This window comes from Halobacillus halophilus (assembly GCF_020171985.1).
In the GTDB taxonomy this organism is placed as follows: Bacteria; Bacillota; Bacilli; order Bacillales; family Halobacillaceae; genus Halobacillus; species Halobacillus halophilus_A.
In genome coordinates this window covers 386335-405718 of sequence record NZ_JAIVAL010000002.1, presented here as the reverse complement: position 1 = coordinate 405718, position 19384 = coordinate 386335, and the positions used below count along the sequence as shown (strand labels likewise).

The following is a 19384-nucleotide window of genomic DNA, read 5'->3' as shown; positions in this document are numbered from 1 at the left end:
CTTTTTATTTGACTTGCAACGGATTAACAAAGCTATACTGAATATTGACACTGCCATCTTGGTTACATGTTATTTTTTCAACAAGCGAATGTAGGATTTTCGGAGTTAGCTCTTTTAATCCAAGAACTTCTTTTAATTTGTTACCGATATGGAAAGCGAAGTCCTCACTTTTACATTCCTGCATCTTTTCCTCTAGGCGAGCTTGTTGAAGTTGTAATGACTTTATTTTCTCATCCGTTAATCCTCTGTATTCCGTAAGTTCTTCTATAGATATCACATTTTCAGTATACAAATTCACATACTCCAGTTTTTTGTCTTTAAGTTTACCTAGTTCATATTGAGAGGCAAGGAGTTCCTTCTGAATAAGTTGTTTTTTCTTATCTAATTTCATTACCAACGTATTCATGAAGTTTTTGTCTTTTAAAGTATCAAAGAGCACCTCTAAATCCTCTAAAATAACGTGGGTTAACTCTTTTTCGCGAATAGGAGCTTTATTTAGACAAAATGTAGTGCCGTGTTTAATGTTACCTCCGCATCGGTAGCCTTTTTGATTGGCTTTGTACCACATTCCTTTATGGCATTCATCACAATAAAGGATATTCGTGAAAATATGTTTCTTGGGGGCCGTAGAAGTTTTTGTCCGGGTTTTCATCATTGCTTGTACAGCTTCAAAAGCTTCTTTCGGGATGATTGGCACATGAGAGTTCTCCATTACGATTTGATCTTCCTCATTTACTTCCCGTCTTTTTATAGACGTAACAGAGATCGTTTCCGATCTGTTTTGTACGAGATCCCCGCAGTAATGTCGATTGTTCAAGATGACCGTTCTCAGACTGATAGCCATATGGAGGGGTCGAACCAACAAAGAGACCACGTTGAGCTTTTACACGTTTGGCTTGTTTATTACGCCGGCTGCTATTAGCTGATTCGTTTTCATAAAGCCAGGCGTATAAACCAAAATTGTGATCATTACCTTCTAGAGTATTAATGGAGTTATCCAAACAAACAAGATGAATGTTATTGAACTGCCAGATTTCTTTAAGTTCGTAGGAAAGCTTTCCATTCCTAGCTAAACGAGAAAGCTCTTTCGCCAAAATAACATCGTACATTCCCGCTTTTCCATCTTCAATTAAAGCTTTTAAACCCGGACGGTTTCCTTTGGTGCCAGATTGCTTATCTGTATAGACTTTTACAATTTCCCAATTGTTTTGAAAAGCATAGTTTCTGAAGATATCTACCTGATTATCAATGGATGTCCTTTGTGAATCTAATTCTGTTGAAACACGAGCGTATACTGCACATCTCATGCACAATCACCACCTAGTGTAATTTTTTCATGAGATGCTGGTGAGTTTACAGAATTATTATTAACCATTTTTTCTATTTCTATAGTGACAAGTTGTTGGATTAGGTTTTTAACATCTACTGCTTTTTCTGGGGCAGCATATATACGATTGACTTTCATTTGTTTCCTCTCCTATGTTGTTCTTTTGATGAGTATAATTTTCTGTTTTTTATCCAATAATAGAAGTATATATTTCTGTTATTCATCTACATTGGTATACCAATATGGATAGATTACCGAACAAATCCTTGATAAAAGCCCTTGTAGCAAAGGGCTTGAGATGATCTGTTTTACTTTTTGTATAAATGAAGTAAAAGTGTTCGGTTAACCATCCAGTCATTCACTGTTCTGTTTCTGTACTTTGTCCAACTTGAATAGGATAAAAGTTTTCGAAGGCATTTGAACGGAAGACTATTTGAGGTGCCTGATCAGGTGAAACGAGGATTTCATTTACGAAGTAAAGAGTTATTAATCGTTGTTCTTGTTGACTGAGCTGATGTTCAAGTACATGATTAAAGCGTGAGAAATACAAACCAGAATTAACAGCTCCCAGTAATTCACTTTGAATGCATAAGCTTCGGGCTAAGCACTTTAAATCTGATTGATATTCTATTAGCAAGTCATTGATAATCTGTTCGAAATCTTCATCCTCTTGTTCTTTAGCAATACAACCCTTTGAGTCCAAGTTGTCAATATGTTTTTCTAAATTTATTATTTTTTCTTTAGTTGTTTCTTGAAGGGCTGTAAGGAAAGCTTCAGTAGAATTCTTCACTGTATTATGCGAAGTCAACGACTGAACGTGTTTTAAGATGACTGGCAGAATTGTTTCGTGCGTGCTACTGATATCCAGCTTGTAATTGCATTTTTTGCAGACGTAATACTGATAGCAATATTTCTTACCATTTTTAGTAGTGGATGCATTTTGAGTTTTTAAAAGCTCTTTACATTCTCCACAGTGGAGTAGGTTTAAAAAAAGAAACGGAGTATCGAGCCTTCCAAATTTGCTTTGCAGTTTTACATTATTATCATTCAAATGGATAAGGAAAGGATCGACGATCGGTTCGTGTATCTTCTTGAATTCATATTTTTTCTCTTTATTGTGTTTCCGAATATTCCAAGTCAAATCACCCGTGTATACCGGATTCTTTAAGATAGTTTCTATTGAGCTAGCTCCCCATAATCCACCGTTGGGGGCGGGGATTTCAGTTTCATTTAAAATTTCGGCAATCCTTCCCATAGAAGTTCCCCAACTTTGAAGGTAATAGATGAAAGTGACGATCTCTGCTTTTTCATTTTGAATTAGTTTTTTGTCCACTTGTTTGTAGCCGAATGGAACTTTTGCGCCTGGTCGGATTGGGTCTTGATTCTCAAGGTCTGCAGTTAAACTTGCCAAGGCACGTTCTGATTTAATTTCTGATTCTTGGCGGTAGAGAAGGAGAGCCACTTTGTTTTGTGGGTTATCTGGATTGAAGGGGGCGTCCGAGTTTGTTGTGTACAACTCAAGGTTAGGAAGTGCCTCTTGCAGTGGACGGTAAAAATCCAGAACAAAAGTATAACCTGTACGGTCCATACGAGATTCTTCAAAGAAAATCACACGGGCGATACTGGATTCTATCATCATATTTCTGAGCCGCATCAGCTCTTTACGCTGATTGGCTCTTTTAGAGTAGGCGCTGGTTACATCTTCGATATAAATAAAATCCTCTGGAACGGTGAACCCCTTTCGCTGCGCAAATTCTTGTATGTGTGCTTTCTGTATTTCGACGCTATTATTTTCTTGCTGTTTGTAAGAAGAACGTCTTATATAGCCGAATGCTAATTCCAAGCTGATTCATCTCCTACATAAATCATTTCTGTGTGAAGGTCTCGAAGATAATTGAAGGTGAAAACTTCAATATCTACTTCATCCTCATAAATAAAGACTTGATTGATAAACAGTGAATACAGTAGTGTTGAGCTGACCTTTGATCTGTCGCTTAAATAACTCTGAACAATCCCCGATAACTTTTTGTTATTCTGTAGGAATTCTTCTTTTAGAGTGATTTCTTCTAGTAATTTTCTCCGTTCCATCTTTAAACTATTCACTTTCTTGTAGCGGTGGTCATTCTTCCAATCCTCTGAGTAATGTCTGCTTGATAATACGATTTCCTCAGTTAATTCTTTGATTTTAGAGTTGATGGCTGATATTTCTGCTTCTGTTTGGTCTTTAATTTTTTTAAAGCTTTTTACTGAGTGAAGAGAGAGCAGTTTATAGTCCAGTTTGTGGACGATCTCCTGTAGAGCAAAATCAATAACCTTTTCTAACTCCGAAAAAGGAATTTTAACTTTGTTTTTGGCGTGCTCTTTTCGAGAACAAGTAAAAAATCCCTGATTACTGTCTTTATTATGTCGGTAATTTAATCGCTTTTTACAATACCCGCAGATTGGCGCATACATAGCCACCTGCAATTTTTGTTGTTCCACTTGTTTTACGTAGGTTTTAAATAATTCGCTTTTAGTTTCCTGCAGTTGATTAAAAGTTTCTAATGTAATGTACGGATCTACATGACTCAGTCTATTCGTCCCTTTTTCAAGATCGTAGGCTGCGTAAAATGGGTTAGACGCCATGTTAATTAGACTCAACTCTGAGCTACAATTTAGATTCTTTTGATACTCTTTAACTACAGCTCGTAGTTCATCGATTGTATTTACATAAGTTAATGCAGTGAAATATTGATCGATATATTCTTTCTTATTTGGATCTTTACTGTATGTTTTTGTATCCTTATCTTTTTTATAGCCCATTATTTGAGGGGGATATCTTCTTCTAGTTTCTTCACTTCTACGGGCAATGTTTTTTCCTTCAATATCACTAAACATATTCAATAAGCCTTCCACGAATATATCGTTGCTGGCTTGGATGTGGCCGTTTCCTGTAGATGTGTAAATGAGTTTCACATTATATGCCAATCGTAAGTCATTAAATTCCATGCCTTCATAGTGGTCACGAAATAAGCGACTCCGGTCAAAAGCATATAAAGCAGAAACTTTATTTTTTGTGATTAATGAAATCAACTTCTGCATTTCAGGTCTTTCATTTATAGACTTTTTATTGGCTGAAATTGCATTTTCGTTAATGATCATAATGTTTTCTGATTGAAGCTTTTCTCTATAGTAAAGGTCTGCGGCTTCTTGAATGGTTATATCTTGTCCTTTAGTACTGACTCTTCTAAAGAACACATGGAGTTTAGCTTTTTCCATTATTTCACCTCATTTTTAATTTTGGGTAGTGTCTCGTGAAGCAGTTTTGCTTGTAATCGATGTGGCAGCTGTAGTTGTTCAATGACTAAACGTACAGTTAAATGCTGAACCCAGATAGTTGTAGTATTGTTATCTTCTGATATTGAACGTAGTTGAACACGTCTTCTCATACTTTCACCTCCATCTAATTATCATTGACCGATGGAGGTGTTCTTTATACTGCTATTCTTTTTCAGGGGGTTCTTCATCAAATAAATTCAGGCGTAATTGAACGGCTCCTTCTTCTTGTCCTTTTTTAATTAAGATACGAATTATTCCTCTTTCTTGACCTGGAAAAAGAGTATTATCTTTTTGCGGGGGCATGGTTGCTCTTCCTCTTTTTCTGATATTCTATGAAGCTATTAAATAAAAATGGTGATAGTGTACCTTTCTGTAAAGGTTGTTGCAGTTGCTGGGTAAGTTTAGATAGGGAATTATTCATGGTGTTTGCTTCCTCCAATTGTGATTTTGTTCGGTAGTTCATACACCGGCAGAAGAAACATAACCATTTCAGGAAAAAAGTCAATAACAAAATTTAAAACTCTAGTAACTAGTGGATATTAATTATGTAATATAATTACTCGATAGGACAAAATGACCATAGTCCCTGTTCTCAACCTGATTGCTTATGATAAGATTGGTTTATAAAATTTTCCAAAGGCTGATTTAATTCGGCAATGAACATACTAGGGGGAACAAATTAAATCATGTCTCTATTAAGTTGGAACGAAATTAGAGAAAGAGCAGTCAAATTTTCAAATGAATGGGAGGACGCATCTAATGAAAGTGCAGATGCAAAATCATTCTGGGACGCATTTTTTAATGTGTTTGGCATCTCGCGTAGGCGAGTAGCAACATTTGAAAAAAGCGTTAAAAAAGCCGGAGGAGAGCAAGGATTCGTTGACTTACTTTGGAAAGGCATTCTACTGGTTGAACATAAGTCCAGAGGACGTGATTTAGAAAAGGCGTACAACCAAGCAAAAGATTACTTTCCTGGTTTAAAAGAGTCAGAGCTACCTAGATACATATTAGTTTCAGATTTTGAGAACTTTGTGCTTTATGATTTGGAAGATGGCGGAGAACGTCGCATCAAATTAAGCCAGTTACCACAGAACATTGAGTTGTTTGGATTCATTGCAGGTTATCAAAAGCAGGAGATCAAAGAACAGGATCCAGTCAATATTGAAGCTGCAGAACAAATGGGAGAATTACACGACAAATTAAAGACCATTGGATATGACGGGCACAACTTAGAAGTGTTCCTGGTGCGGCTATTGTTTTGCTTATTTGCAGATGATACAGGGATTTTTGAAAAGAATATCTTCAAAGACTACATTGATCAAGAAACACGTGAAGATGGCAGTGATTTAGGGCTTCATTTGGCTGGAATCTTTGAAACATTAAACACACCAGTAAAGAATCGAACTAAAAACCTTGATGTAACACTTAACAACTTTCCTTATGTAAACGGGAAACTATTTGAAGATAGATTGCCTCCGGCTACATTTGACGCAGAAATGCGTGAGCTTTTGCTTGAAAGCTCTGCGTTGAACTGGGGGCAAATTTCTCCAGCAGTTTTCGGTTCTCTATTTCAAAGCGTCATGGATGCAGGGCAACGTAGAGAGCTGGGGGCTCACTACACAAGTGAAGAGAATATTTTAAAAGTGATCAAACCGCTATTCATGGATGAGTTATGGGAAGAATTCAATAAAATAAAAAATTTGAAAACGAATAGACGAAAGCGTTTAGAAGCTTTTCATAATAAAATTGGAGATTTGAAATTTCTTGATCCTGCTTGTGGATGTGGTAATTTTTTGATTATTGCTTATCGGGAGATACGATTGTTAGAAGTAGAAATTGTCAGAGAGTTTTTACGGGGAGAGTTTATTTTAGATATTGATCACTGGGTACGTGTGGATGTAGACCAGTTTTATGGTATAGAAATAGATGATTTCGCTTCTCAAATCGCACAGGTTGCTTTGTGGTTAATGGATCATCAAATGAATATGAAAATAAGTAATGAATTTGGTGAATATTTTGTGCGTTTGCCACTCACTAAACGACCGAATATAGTACATGGTAATGCTCTGAAATTGGATTGGGAAGAAGTAGTATCAAGTAATAAATTAAATTATATTTTAGGTAATCCTCCCTTTGTAGGCAACAGTATGTTGTCTCCTGAGCAAAAAGCTGATTTGAAAGATGTAACAAAAGTGTTGAAAAAATCTGGCCATCTCGACTTTGTCGCAGCGTGGTATTTGAAAGCTGCAAAATATATACGTTTTACATCCATTCAGGTTGGGTTGGTATCCACGAATTCGATTGTGCAAGGAGAGCAGGCGCTTAATATTTGGAAATATCTGATGTATCAAATGGACATAGAGATACATTTTGCTCATCAAACATTTCAATGGAATAGTGAAGCAAAAAAGAAGGCTGCAGTATATTGTGTAATTATTGGTTTCAGCTCAATTAAAGGATTACCTAAAAAGCTCTTTACTTATGCAGACATAAAGGGAGAGCCTACAGCAGTTTCAGTTAAGGAAATCAATCATTACTTATTAAATGCAGCAACTGTTTTTATAGAAAGTAGAAAGAAACCTATTAGTAGTACACCACCTATGATTTATGGAACAAAACCTACTGATGGAGGGTTTTTAATTTTTAATGAAGATGAGATGGAAGAATTTATAAAAAATGAACCATTATCAGAAAAATATTTTCGGCCATGGGTAGGAGCTCACGAGTTAGTAAATGGTTATCAACGTTATTGCTTATATTTGCCCAACTGTCCGCCAGCGGAACTTCGAAAGATGCCGTTGGTTAGGGAAAGAGTGGAATCCGTGAGAAAAATGCGATTAGATAGTGATGCACCTTCTACTCAAAAATGGGCAGAATATCCTGCACGTTTCAAACAAGATAATGCAGTCGATAGCGATATATTGATTATTCCAAGAGTAACTTCTGAAAATAGAAAATTTGTACCTATTGGGTATTTTGAATATCCAACAGTATGCAGTGATTCCGCATTTCAAGTGTTGGATGCAGATGAATACTTGTTCGGTATTTTAAACTCTTCGATGCATATGGCTTGGTTACGTACTGTAGCTGGGCGTTTAAAAGGTGATTATCGTTACTCTAATACCTTAGTTTATAATAATTTTGTGTTTCCTGAACCTACAGAAAAGTTAAGACATACGATTGAAAAGAAAGCACTTGAAATTATAGATATACGAGCAAGCTATCCTGATAGTTCACTAGCCGATCTTTATGATTTAGTTGCAACTCCTCCGGAATTATTAAGAGCACATCGTGAATTGGATAAAGCTGTTGAAAAAGCATATGGAAAGACGTTCAAATCAGATGAGGATAGAGTAGATTTCTTGTTCAAAAAATATAACGAAGCGACTATTTGAAAAGTTAAGAAGAGATATGGCGAATTGATAACTAGCAGGCAGGGATGTTGGGGATACATGCTTTTAGGTAATCGGGTTATTAACTATGATAATACCCCCCCTGTCTCTAGAATTAAAAAGATTTCTAGGACAGAGGAAGTGGTATTTGGATACAGTACTTTAGTACAAACTGGGAACCTGAATGATGCTGCTATTTAATACCTGAATTTCTTCAACTTGTCATGCGCTTAACAATAGCGTATATAGTTTCGCCCATATACATCATCACAAGTACCATTGACCATAATCAATCGAAACTCCACCGAACTGTTACTGCAAGAAGTCGTTCCCACTTCTTTGAGGCTAACAATCCGGTCTGAAAACAGCAGAAAAGACCTTGACTAATGATTGCTACGCTGACTTTCTGCATCGGCTCAGCTCACCTTACCTGTTTATTTATAGTCGCTTTCAGGGCGAATGCGACGTGTTACTTTATTGTTTTTAGTAGTCTTTTATTGTCAAACTACAAAACGACAGCGTTTTGACAGAGGTTTCATCTCTGACCCAATGAGGATTAATTTATGTATCTAATTAAACCCTTTAAATCAATTAATGCAATATTGTTCTTTGTATATTTTAGCTAAGAAGAATAGACGTTTTCTTTTTCTTAAAGATTGGATATAAAGCTTAAATTACGTTATAATTAATATTATAAAGAGCAGTGGCTTTTCATGGAGAAGTGATTAGCGACAAAAAAGTAACCTTACCCAGGTGAGGTTACTTTTTTTGCCCCCAAGTCAAAATTACATATGGAATTGAGTCTAAATATTTAAGGTGAAATTGACGATATTATATATGTAGTTAATATTTGCAGAAATTTAATGTAATGGGTAGAATAAGTTTATAAAGAAACAATGGGTTTTTAAACATTATCTTTTGCTTACTGCATATTCATATAACAATTGGGCAGAATTAATGAAAACATTGACCTATTGAGTACAATAGAAATGTTTGGTAATATTTTAATTCAGGAATACATAGTATTAGGGTGACCAAAAAGGAGGAACTACTATGACCAACACATTATTTAGTTTCATAGGGGTTCACAAGGATATTAACACTGAAGCTGATGAAAAATTTGTTGCAATCGTACAGCAAATAATGACATCAATAGAGAAGTTAACTGGATTTGAGTTAAATGATTACGATAGCCTTCAAGATTTGATAGACGATGCAAAGGTAAATGGAGGAAAACAACGTTATTTTTGGGACTGGTTAGATGAAAAAGGGCAAGGAAGTTTGAAAACTATTTTACGACATAGCCTTCCAGATAATGATGATGTCTTGGATTTACTTGAGTATCGTGAAATGTTATTAGAAATTGATGTACAGAATGGTATATTGAGTAGTTACTTTACTTCAGTTGCTGATACACTTTATGCGATTAGAGAGGTCACTCTGGCATATCTAGAAGAGTCTGCTGCTAGTGAAGGAAAAACCTCCTCCAAAGGTTATAAGGAACCTTTTCAACCAAAGTCAAAAACACGTAATGAAGGAAAATGGGAAATACACTTTGAAAAACCTGCTGAACATCAGCAGGTTTTTTGTTATTATTAGGAATAAAGGAGTTGAAAAAAATGGATAAAGAAAAACTGTTTGAAGATTATAAATATTCTCGTATGAAAATTCAAATGAAAAATACTTATCTAGAAGATGTAACAATAGAAAAAGAAAATGAAGAACTAGAAGGTGACTATATAAACGAAATCACTTTTCAAAAGAAAATCGAATTGAAAGAAGAAAGTTCTGCAAAGGGTTATCTAAGGACCCAAGTGAAAAGCAGAAATTTGGAAACTGATGAAGTTGACGTACATATAGAAGTTACTTATAGTGGGGTTTTTTATTCCGACGATTACATGGAACCCACAGCCTTAGAAAGATGGGTGGATATTCAATTGGTTCCGCAGTTACTTTCCTACAATAGATCCTTAATAACTTCTCTAACATCTCAGATGGATATAGAACCTATTAATCTTCCTACCGTAGATGTATTGGAATCTATAGGAAAAAATATGCCTGAAGAAACAGGAGAGAAGTAGATGAGTATGAAGAAAATATGTTTTGCAACTTCCGATTGGCCTACCCCTACTTTGGATCCTGTTGCAGAAAAGATTGCAGACTTATTGTATTCTTCTAGTTTTTTAGTTGAGAAATTTGCGGATTTAATGAGGATTAGTGAGCCCCGAAATTTACAAAATTATAAACCTGTATTGAAAATGTGGTCTGATAAAATGGTAGGAAGAAGGAAAAAAGCAGCTGCGGATGTCAAGAAGTTAGCTGCTTTAGCAGAAGATTTTTTTTCTGTGTGCTCCACAGATGATGAACTATTAAAAATGAGGGGGTTAGTACCAGAGAAGCTATTCGAAAAAATATTTGAAGAAAGACATAAAGATAAAATCTGCAAAACTGGTTACGGAGTGAAAGTAGTGCTAGATGGAAAAGAAATCAAATATCGACCAGCCAGTGTGATGATTGACAAAGAAAATAATGATGAAGACAAGCCAAAACAATCCGTGGATGCAGGTTTTTGGGATGGGGCAAATGGTGAATTTGTTGAGATTAAACTGAGTCCTAGAAGTTACCAAACAAAGGATGTAAAGTACCTGAAATTACTGGCTGCAGAACTTACCACTGGTAAAGTACCTTTTGTCATTTTTTTAGTTACTTTAGATAATAAAGATTTAACCGAATATCGCTTAAAAGAGCTAAGCCTGGATTTAAAAACTAGTGAATACTTGTTGGTGGGTAGGGACGAGCTATTCGAGTTGAAAAAGACGGGATAGAACTTTAATAGAATTAGACTGTCCATATCTTAGATCGTAATACGTCTTTCATTCAAGACTATTTCTTAATAAACTTAAGCCCTATAATCTAATAGGCTCTCTTCGACCTAAGCAAAAATGCTTAGGTTTTATACTTTAATAAAGGTTTTTTTTTCCTTTTGGCGAATTATTAAATATTCGGGAAAAGGAGGGAAGAAATGGGATACAATTACAGTATGCACGATAAAGATCCACAAGCCAAAGCAATTGTAAAGAAGAGAGAGGAGCGTGACAGGAAACTTAGAGAGAAATCAGAGAAAAAAAACAACGATATTAGTACTAAATCAAAACCTATCCATGAAACTAAATATTGTAAAATATGGAAGCGTGCTACTATCGTTATAGAAGAAGATAGAATAGCAGCTATTGAATTAATTACGGTCAAGGAATTAAATCAGGAAGAGGTTAGGTTTGCTTATTATAAACAAGAACCGAATGAGAAATTGAGATTAATTCTTAGACCGCTAGATGTTACCCCTGAACAATTAGAGAAGTTGTTTCTTAAGGCAAGAGAAGAAAATATTATTAAATAACTGATTCATATTACAATGGGGTGGTAAAATGGGAAAAGGTAAAGTCAAAATTCTTGGAAATATGCACTATGAGATAAATTTAGATAATGCTTTATTTGAAATGCATAAAGAAGATTCACAAGGATTTACAAGACGAGTGACAAATGTATATATGTACGAAGCAACCTTTGGTACTCCTAGCTTAGCTTGGTTAGCTTATCAAGTGTTTTTGAATTATCACGAACCAATTATTGAAACTATTATCGAAAAAAGCACGAAAACTCAAGGACCAATTGAATTAGACTTAATTCATAGCAAATCTAAAACACCTAAAGATCAACAATGCCACGATATGGATCTTATTAGAGAAGAATTAGAAGAACATGTTAGAAAGACTTATAAGGAGTTTGAATCGTCACTCTTACTAAAAGTGAAAAAAGTAATAGATGATTTAAACTTAAGCCATAAAGGGAAATATCCGATTGCAGAAGTTTGGTAGTACAATAAAATTAATTCAATATGATAGAGCAGAAAATTCAAGTTCTAAGCAGTTGGTATGAATTCAACTGTCTTTTTTTTTGAGTGTAAACTCACCAACATCCCATTGTATTGCCACATACACTCCGGACACGTGGAGTGTGTGACGTGGCTTGAGAAAAAAGATAAGTAAGACTTGATAGACATTCTTATAGGAGGTGCTTGAATGGAAGCAAACAAAAAATGGTTAGCCATACCTGAAGATCACAGAAAGCAACTCATAGCAAACGTTTTTTGCCGCTCCTGTATGGATGAAGTCACCATAACAGATTTTATCATCACGGATCATCCTATGGGTGTGATGCTGGAGGGGAAATGCAAAAACTGTGGAAGTAAGGCAGTAAGAGTAGTGGAAATGGATGAATGAAGGAAAGGCAGGGGGAATGCTCCTGCTTTTTTGTTATTTGTATTTGAAACCTGCTCCTTTAGTTGGAAGCGATATCCTCATGATTCTAAAAAAGAATCATGTTAACGTAATACTATAAGAAGAATGAGAGCCCTTAAATAAGGGTATAGATAAAGGAACTCATGGCCTGAATCATGACACAAATGAACATTTACATTCACTAGGAGGGGATTTTTTCATGGCTGATGAAAATGTAAGCAAGAGTTTAATGGATGCTGCGTTTAAAAAGAAAGAGGCAGAAGAAGAGCAAAAAGTAAAAGAGGAAGACAAAGCCACGGAAGGCGATATCATTACTTTCCAAATGGATGGCCAACAGATTGAGGCTGTCGTAACTTCTACTAGATTACAAAACTCTGTTGTTTGCGACATGACCATTATGGAAGATTTCCACGAGCGCAATTTAGAATTCGAAAAAACCGTTGTGGCTCATACAAACTACAGCATTAAAGAACGCCGCGACAGGTAAGTTTAACAATAATAATATATCAGAAAGAGGATCACGCTGATCAAGTGTGCTCCTCTTTTTGAGTGCGAGATTTTTCATTGATAGTTATTCTTAATAGGGTCGTGGGGATGAATGAAGGTAAAGCAGGGAAATTCCCCTGCTCTTTTTTGTATCTGGCTTTAATAAATAAACAAAATTTATTAGCGCAGTGAAAGATGGTTCTAGATTTTTCCGGAAAATAGAATAATAGGTCTGTAAAATCATTTCTTGACGGGGCAACTGAGCATGTAATAATAGGGTTAAAATCATAAGGAGATGAGTATTCATGCCTCCAACCCGACTTAGTCATGAAGAAATCAAAGCGATATTGAGAGCTGCAGATCCAATCATTGCTGAAGGAGGAAGGACACTTCTAGCTAAGATTTTAAAAGGTTCCAAAGAAAAGAAAGTTCTAGAATATAAATTAGATACTTGTCCTTCTTATGGATATTTTAAGAAGGAAAAACTCGAAGAAGTTAACAAGAAGATTAACTGGATGATTCGTTATGATTACCTCGAGTTAGAGAACTTTGGCAAGCTTCCATTGATTGTCTTCTCAGAGAGAGGGTGGTTGATTGAGTCTGATCAACGTGCGGACGAATTTATCAACCAATGGGAAGAGTGGCTTAGCAGCGGCAAGAAGACTCCGGATATGACCTATTTGAAGGATAGGAACAGGGGAATGATTCTATTAATGCTTGAAAAAATAAAAGCAACCGGAAAAAAAGATTTTATTCCTTATTTGCAGCTATGGGAAAAAGAAGATTACAGAAAAGTTCGTGCGGCTATCAAACAGACCATCCGAGTGCTGGAAGAAAAAGAACCTTTCGATCGGACCTGGTTAGAGGAGAGGAATGAGCAGGTTAGGAAAGCGATGGAAGGTTATTCTTGGTTTGATGTTTTTCTCTAGGTTTATGAATCATGCAGTGATCTTATGAGTGGATTAGCAAGACATAAAGCAATGTAAGTTCTTGCAACGGAGAACTAGCTGCGATCGGACTGACTTGCCTCCTATGTGGACTGGTTAGTGGAGCTCAATATCTTCCTATTAATATTGACTGCCAAATTTGTACTAGAGATTAAGTAGAAAATTTCATCTAAAAAGCCCCACACCGAATGCCATTACGGCATCCAAGTGTGGGGCTTATTTCAATTATGCGTTATGATACGCCAAAGAATCTTTATTTGCTTTCAAATCAAAACGATCTGCATTCATAACTTTCACCCAGGCATTTACGAAGTCACGCACAAATTTCTCTTGGTTGTCGTCTTGTGCATAAACTTCCCCGTAGGAACGCAGGATAGAGTTTGAACCGAAAACAAGATCAACACGTGTGGCTGTGCGCACGAGTTCGCCTGTCTGGCGATCGCGGCCTTCGTAGGTGTTGAATTCGGTTGGATGCCATTCGATTCCCATGTCGAGCAGATTTACGAAGAAGTCGTTCGTAAGTGTGCCGACGCGGTCAGTGAATACACCATGTTCCGTGTCGTTGTAGTTAGCGCCAAGTACACGCATACCGCCTACTAGAACGGTCATTTCTGGTGCCGAAAGGTCTAGTAGATGAGCTTTGTCTACTAATAGTTCCTCTGGACTCCACGCATATTTCTTCTTCTCATAGTTACGGAATCCATCGGCCATTGGCTCAAGGACTTCAAAGCTTTCTACATCGGTCTGTTCTTGAGTAGCATCGCCGCGTCCAGGTGCAAATGGAACGGTTACGTCAACACCTGCATCCTTGGCTGCTTTTTCGATGGCTGCACTACCGCCAAGTACAATCAAGTCAGCGAGACTCACGTTTTTATCAAGATCATTTTGGATGTCTTCATAAACAGAAATGACGTTGGCCAGCTGTTCCGGTTCGTTTACGTCCCAGTCTTTCTGTGGAGCTAGACGGATGCGGGCACCATTCGCGCCGCCGCGCATGTCGGATTTACGGAATGTGCTGGCAGAAGCCCATGCTGTTTTCACGAGTTCGCTCACAGTCAGTCCAGAGCTAAGAATTTTTTCCTTCAGGTCAGCGATTTCAGTGTCCGTTAAAGTGTAATTCACGTCTGGAACTGGATCCTGCCAGACTAAGTCTTCATCTGGAACTTCAGGGCCGAGATATCTCGCTTTTGGTCCCATGTCGCGGTGAAGTAGTTTGAACCAGGCACGAGCGAATTTGTCAGCGAATTCATCCGGATTCTCGTGGAAGCGGCGTGAAATCTTTTCATAAGTTGGATCTTCACGCAGCGCCATATCGGCTGTTGTCATAAAAGTAGGCACGCGTTCAGATGAATCTTCTGCATCTGGAGCAAGGTCTTCTTCTTTAGGGTTAACAGGAGCCCATTGGTTGGCCCCTGCGCGGCTCTTCGTAAGTTCCCACTCGTAGCCGAATAATAGATCATAGTAACCGTTGTCCCATACCGTTGGGTTAGGGGTCCAGGCACCATCTACGCCACTCGTGATCGTGTCACGGCCTTTACCGCTGCCATGACTGCTTTGCCAGCCTAATCCTTGCGCTTCAATATCCGCGGCCTCTGGTGCTGCGCCTACGTTGGCTTCCGCATCGCCAGCTCCGTGTGCTTTACCAAAGGTGTGACCGCCGGCGATGAGCGCAACAGTCTCTTCATCATTCATTCCCATCCTTGCAAAGGTTTCTCGGATATCGCGGGCACTTGCTTTTGGATCTGGATGTCCGTTTGGTCCTTCAGGGTTTACATAGATAAGTCCCATTTGAACGGCAGCAAGCGGATTTTCAAGCTCGCGGTCGCCTGAGTAACGGTTGTCACCAAGCCATTCTTTTTCATTCCCCCAGTAGATATCCTCTTCAGGGTGCCAGACGTCTTCACGGCCTCCGCCAAAGCCAAAGGTTTTTAAGCCCATGGATTCAAGCGCCACATTACCGGTAAGAACGAGTAAGTCGGCCCATGAAATCTTGTTACCGTATTTCTGTTTAATAGGCCATAATAGTCGGCGTGCTTTATCCAAGTTCGCATTATCCGGCCAGCTGTTAAGCGGTGCAAAACGCTGAGAGCCAGTGGCTCCTCCGCCTCGTCCATCACCTGTACGATACGTACCGGCTGCGTGCCATGACATACGGATGAAAAGCGGGCCGTAATGTCCATAATCAGCAGGCCACCAGTCCTGGCTCGTTGTCATAAGTTCTTCAAGATCCTGTTTCAGGGCGTTATAGTCCAGCTTTTTAAACTCTTCCGCGTAATCAAAATCTTCACCCATTGGGTTCGTCTTCTTATCGTGCTGATTTAATATGTGCAGGTTCAGCTGGTTTGGCCACCAGTCTTTATTGGTCGTACCAACTTTAGTTGTCGTAACGGCGTTCTCTTCCTCTGTTTTTCCGTGCATAACCGGACACTTCTCGGGCTGATTGTTATTCATTTCATTTTTATCCATGTATAAATTCTCCCTTCTTATGTTGGAAAAACTAATTATAATCTATCTTAGATTATAATTATAATAAATTACTACTTAAATGGAAAGCGAGATGCATAGATTCTGAAAAGATTTTTTTCAATTAAGCGAAAAATCAGGGGTGCGGGCACAGCGGAATGATAATAAACTGATGTTTATCATGGAGGATTTGAGATTCTCTTAACTCTTATTTTAACAAATTTACTGAATTGAAAGTAGATTTTATCGTTTTTAAATAGATAAGATTTTTTATCGCTATAGTGGTTTCATTAAAGGTTGCCTTTAAACAGCACATAAAAAAGTCTTGAAAGATCACACTAAGCTTGATCGATTATTTAAAACAGGAGTGAATGAATATGAGCAAAAAGTCCAAGTCGAAACGTAACATTCAAAAAGGTAGAGATGCTGTCCAGCCGAGTACAGGAGAAGAGAGAATCACGATAAACAAAACGAGTAAACAGATGGACGATCGCATCAAATAAAGGCTCGTCTATGCTTAATATGTTAAGACGGAAGCCAGATCTTGCGGTTTCCGTCTTTATATATGTTTACATATTTGAGAGTTTTATAAGGGTTTCAAGGGGATCGCATGTTCATAATGACTGGCAGAGGTTAATTTACATTCCTTTCCTATATGAAGGTAAATGAACGTGATATACTTGCCGTAGAACTATACAACAGGGGGTATGTAATATGTCGAAAGAAATGTGGGATCAAAGATTTTCCGAACCCAATTACGCGTATGGAAAGCAGCCCAATGCTTTTATTAAAGAGATGAGCGAACGGCTCCCTAAAGATAGCAAAATCGGATGCTTTGCTGAGGGAGAAGGGCGTAATGGCGTGTACTTAGCGAAAATGGGCCATGACGTGACGATACTGGACCAATCCGATCAAGGTCTGAAAAAAGCGCAACAGCTAGCAAAAGAAGAAGACGTCAGTATAGAAACGCTTCAAGGCGACTTAACCAAAATGGAAATGGAGCCCGAACAATTTAATGCTGCCGTTATGGTATTTGGTCACGTGCCTAAACAGGATCAATCGTTTCTGATGGAACAAATGATCCGTTCTGTAAAACCAGGAGGACATATCCTCTTTGAAGTTTATTCTGAAAACCAATTAACCTATGGGACAGGTGGACCTAAAACAACGGAAATGCTGTACGCCCCAGAAGATGTCCTAAGATGGATCAAAGATTATAAATGTCTTCATTTCTACTATGGAGAGGTTGAGCGAAACGAAGGGGAGCGGCATAACGGCCTCGGTCATGTGATACAAGGCTTGATCCAAAAATAATTGAGCTTAAATAGTGAGCAACTGGTCGTTGAAGCCCTTCACCTTCATCCAAATTGGTAAGGGTAGTATAGCCGGGAAGAATTTTTTACAGGAGATCCATTAGGTTTGCTTAAAAGTAAAAAACAACACGAAGATTGAGCGAAATCAATCTTCGTGTTGTTTTTTTATCTGGACCAGTAGTAGGTATTACTCTCCAAAAGCTTCTGGAAGCATCTTAAATCCATCAATCTCTGCATCTTCTTCTACTTCAATCATAATGCAGCGTTTCCCTTTATAGTTGACCTGTCTCACATATTCCAGATCCTGAGGGCTGATGGAAATGTTAGCGATCTTGGTGTTGATCTTGATCGATTTAGTTTTGTATTTAGGAACAATGCTGCTTGCTTTCAGCTCATACGTTTCATTATCCGTTACACGCTGGAAAGCAGTTTTCACTTTTTCAGAGTCGACCTGTTCTCCGCTCTGATTCAGCACGCGCTCCACATCTTTATAATCGAGTCTTGGCGGTTCATCTTCTTCATTTTCTTCCACGACGCGGTTGATTTCCCCGTATACACTGGCAAGAGTGGAAGGATTAAGCTGGTCGCCGACGACATCTTTAATGACCTCTTCGAACACCGCCTTGTCTTCTTTGGCCGTCATGATTTCTTCGCCGTTTAATACGTCTTCAATGAAGCGGTAGTCTGGTTCATTAGCTTTACCCGAAGCGTAAAGAACGTGGTTAACATCAGAAGCCCCGTCGGTCACGGTTGGGAAAAGAAATCCGGTCATCGGGTTTTTGAGGTCAATGACGGGATCTACCTCAATTTTATACTTGAATTCTTTCTCCACGTAGTCGAACTGGATCTCTTTTTTAGGCTCCTGTGTCTGATTAACACTACACAGTATAAAGGAATTGGAATAAACAGCGTCCCGTTCACTTTCTTCTGCTTCGTCATTACGGCGCTTCGCCGGCTTCAAATACTCGCCGCGGATGAAAGTGATGACCACATCCTTTTCATAAGGGTTGTCCCGAATCATCTTTTCGGTCATCGTAAGCATCTGTTCCTTCCAGTCCTCGAGATTCGTGCTCAATAGCCCTTTATGTAAAATAAGCTGACTATGGTCTTCGGCTTCGCGCACAAATTTCAATTCAAATAATTTTTCATCCAGCTGCCCAGTCAAAACCTTCTTGAAATTGTTCATAAACAGTTCCTGCTGGTCCTGGTCGAGCATTTCAAATGGCTGGCTCTGATGGTGATAAATATCTGTCGTTTCCTTCATAATATATACGTTAAAAATATCTGATATTTTCATCAGATCGTTATCCACTTTGAACTGTCTGCGGATATCTGCAATATCTTTTTTGTCCATCAATCGTCCACTCCTAAGCTTATAATCCTTCCTTATTATTTTAACATAGGGATCGTGGAAGCAAGCGTTAGAATTAATAGAGGAAAGATGGGAGTAGGGCGGTTTTTTCGAAACAGGGAAAGGAAAAGACTCCTCCCATAGGAAGGAGTCTATTGTATATCTTTAGTTAGCCTGGTTAGGACGATGTGATTTTCTAGCGCGTTTAGCTTCTTCTTTATGGATTCGATTGGCTTCTGCGCTCCCGAATCCTTCTGCAAATTCCGTGTCAGCTTTCTTAGGATCGAAGCTGTTTTTGTGCTTTTGCTCCGGGTCGTTCTTCTTCGTTCTTTTCGCCATGAGTATCGCCTCCTTTTCAGGTTTAGTATAAGATCCTGTGCAGAATTTATACGAATGAAGGAATACAGTAAGGATGGCCCAATCGCGAGAGAGGAAGGCCCCATCACAAGAGAGGATCGTCCAATCCTAGGAGGAAAAGTTACTGGCAGC

At 38.1% G+C, this 19384-nt stretch carries 20 protein-coding genes; 11 read left to right on the top strand and 9 right to left on the bottom strand.

Translation table 11 applies throughout. From position 1 onward, the window contains the following. Positions 1–4: 4 nt before the first annotated feature. The 6 genes from LCM11_RS06615 to LCM11_RS06590 form a co-directional block, all read right to left on the bottom strand. Positions 5–844 (bottom strand): recombinase family protein, encoded by an 840-nt coding sequence (locus LCM11_RS06615; RefSeq protein WP_224893455.1) that lies wholly within the window; start codon positions 842–844, stop codon positions 5–7. Further along, the gene (locus LCM11_RS06610) at positions 729–1307 is read right to left on the bottom strand and encodes a recombinase family protein (protein ID WP_224893454.1); all 579 of its coding nucleotides are present in this window, start codon (positions 1305–1307) and stop codon (positions 729–731) included. Before LCM11_RS06610 ends, LCM11_RS06615 begins: the two co-directional genes overlap by 116 nt. After that, entirely contained in the window at positions 1304–1465 is a 162-nt protein-coding gene (locus LCM11_RS06605; RefSeq protein ID WP_224893453.1) for a hypothetical protein, read from the bottom strand. The genes LCM11_RS06610 and LCM11_RS06605 overlap by 4 nt, the downstream gene beginning before the upstream one ends. 220 nt (positions 1466–1685) lie before the next feature. Further along, positions 1686–3170, bottom strand: a complete 1485-nt coding sequence (locus LCM11_RS06600) for a recombinase family protein (RefSeq protein WP_224893452.1) — start codon at positions 3168–3170, stop codon at positions 1686–1688. Further along, positions 3161–4585, bottom strand: coding sequence for a recombinase family protein (locus LCM11_RS06595; RefSeq protein ID WP_224893451.1), 1425 nt, complete (start codon positions 4583–4585; stop codon positions 3161–3163). The genes LCM11_RS06600 and LCM11_RS06595 overlap by 10 nt, the downstream gene beginning before the upstream one ends. Positions 4586–4807: 222 nt before the next feature. Further along, positions 4808–4948, bottom strand: coding sequence for a hypothetical protein (locus tag LCM11_RS06590; RefSeq protein ID WP_224893450.1), 141 nt, complete (start codon positions 4946–4948; stop codon positions 4808–4810). 383 nt (positions 4949–5331) lie between these two features. Here LCM11_RS06590 and LCM11_RS06585 point away from each other — a divergent pair, with 383 nt between their 5' ends. From LCM11_RS06585 to LCM11_RS06545, 9 genes are all read left to right on the top strand, one after another. Continuing rightward, complete coding sequence (locus tag LCM11_RS06585; RefSeq protein WP_224893449.1) at positions 5332–8040, top strand: class I SAM-dependent DNA methyltransferase; 2709 nt, start codon at positions 5332–5334, stop codon at positions 8038–8040. A gap of 1050 nt (positions 8041–9090) precedes the next feature. Next, positions 9091–9636 carry a hypothetical protein gene (locus LCM11_RS06580; RefSeq protein WP_224893448.1) on the top strand — a complete coding sequence of 182 codons (546 nt, stop codon included), beginning with the start codon at positions 9091–9093 and terminating at the stop codon, positions 9634–9636. Between the two features lie 20 nt (positions 9637–9656). Next, positions 9657–10118 carry a protein-export chaperone SecB gene (locus LCM11_RS06575; RefSeq protein ID WP_224893447.1) on the top strand — a complete coding sequence of 154 codons (462 nt, stop codon included), beginning with the start codon at positions 9657–9659 and terminating at the stop codon, positions 10116–10118. Further along, the gene (locus tag LCM11_RS06570; protein ID WP_224893446.1) at positions 10119–10862 is read left to right on the top strand and encodes a hypothetical protein; all 744 of its coding nucleotides are present in this window, start codon (positions 10119–10121) and stop codon (positions 10860–10862) included. Positions 10863–11059: 197 nt separating this feature from the next. Further along, positions 11060–11434 (top strand): hypothetical protein, encoded by a 375-nt coding sequence (locus LCM11_RS06565; protein WP_224893445.1) that lies wholly within the window; start codon positions 11060–11062, stop codon positions 11432–11434. 28 nt (positions 11435–11462) lie between these two features. After that, a complete protein-coding gene (locus LCM11_RS06560) occupies positions 11463–11912 on the top strand; it encodes a hypothetical protein (protein ID WP_224893444.1) in 450 nt (149 codons plus the stop codon). A gap of 204 nt (positions 11913–12116) precedes the next feature. Next, the gene (locus LCM11_RS06555) at positions 12117–12317 is read left to right on the top strand and encodes a hypothetical protein (RefSeq protein ID WP_224893443.1); all 201 of its coding nucleotides are present in this window, start codon (positions 12117–12119) and stop codon (positions 12315–12317) included. A gap of 217 nt (positions 12318–12534) precedes the next feature. Then, complete coding sequence (locus LCM11_RS06550; protein ID WP_224893442.1) at positions 12535–12822, top strand: YkvS family protein; 288 nt, start codon at positions 12535–12537, stop codon at positions 12820–12822. Between the two features lie 304 nt (positions 12823–13126). Then, the gene (locus LCM11_RS06545) at positions 13127–13750 is read left to right on the top strand and encodes an RQC-minor-1 family DNA-binding protein (protein ID WP_224893441.1); all 624 of its coding nucleotides are present in this window, start codon (positions 13127–13129) and stop codon (positions 13748–13750) included. Positions 13751–13993: 243 nt separating this feature from the next. On the opposite strand, the gene katG is transcribed toward LCM11_RS06545, so the two are convergent. Next, on the bottom strand, positions 13994–16234 hold the full coding sequence (katG, locus tag LCM11_RS06540) for a catalase/peroxidase HPI (RefSeq protein ID WP_224893440.1): 2241 nt from the start codon (positions 16232–16234) through the stop codon (positions 13994–13996). Positions 16235–16608: 374 nt separating this feature from the next. Here katG and LCM11_RS20375 point away from each other — a divergent pair, with 374 nt between their 5' ends. Further along, on the top strand, positions 16609–16734 hold the full coding sequence (locus LCM11_RS20375; protein WP_263622350.1) for a hypothetical protein: 126 nt from the start codon (positions 16609–16611) through the stop codon (positions 16732–16734). A gap of 211 nt (positions 16735–16945) precedes the next feature. Further along, a complete protein-coding gene (locus LCM11_RS06535) occupies positions 16946–17545 on the top strand; it encodes a class I SAM-dependent methyltransferase (protein WP_224893439.1) in 600 nt (199 codons plus the stop codon). Between the two features lie 186 nt (positions 17546–17731). On the opposite strand, the gene LCM11_RS06530 is transcribed toward LCM11_RS06535, so the two are convergent. Together LCM11_RS06530 and LCM11_RS06525 are read right to left on the bottom strand one after the other, a co-directional pair. Continuing rightward, a complete protein-coding gene (locus tag LCM11_RS06530; RefSeq protein ID WP_224893438.1) occupies positions 17732–18898 on the bottom strand; it encodes a DUF4317 domain-containing protein in 1167 nt (388 codons plus the stop codon). 162 nt (positions 18899–19060) lie between these two features. Further along, complete coding sequence (locus LCM11_RS06525) at positions 19061–19234, bottom strand: hypothetical protein (protein WP_224893437.1); 174 nt, start codon at positions 19232–19234, stop codon at positions 19061–19063. Positions 19235–19384 lie beyond the last annotated feature (150 nt).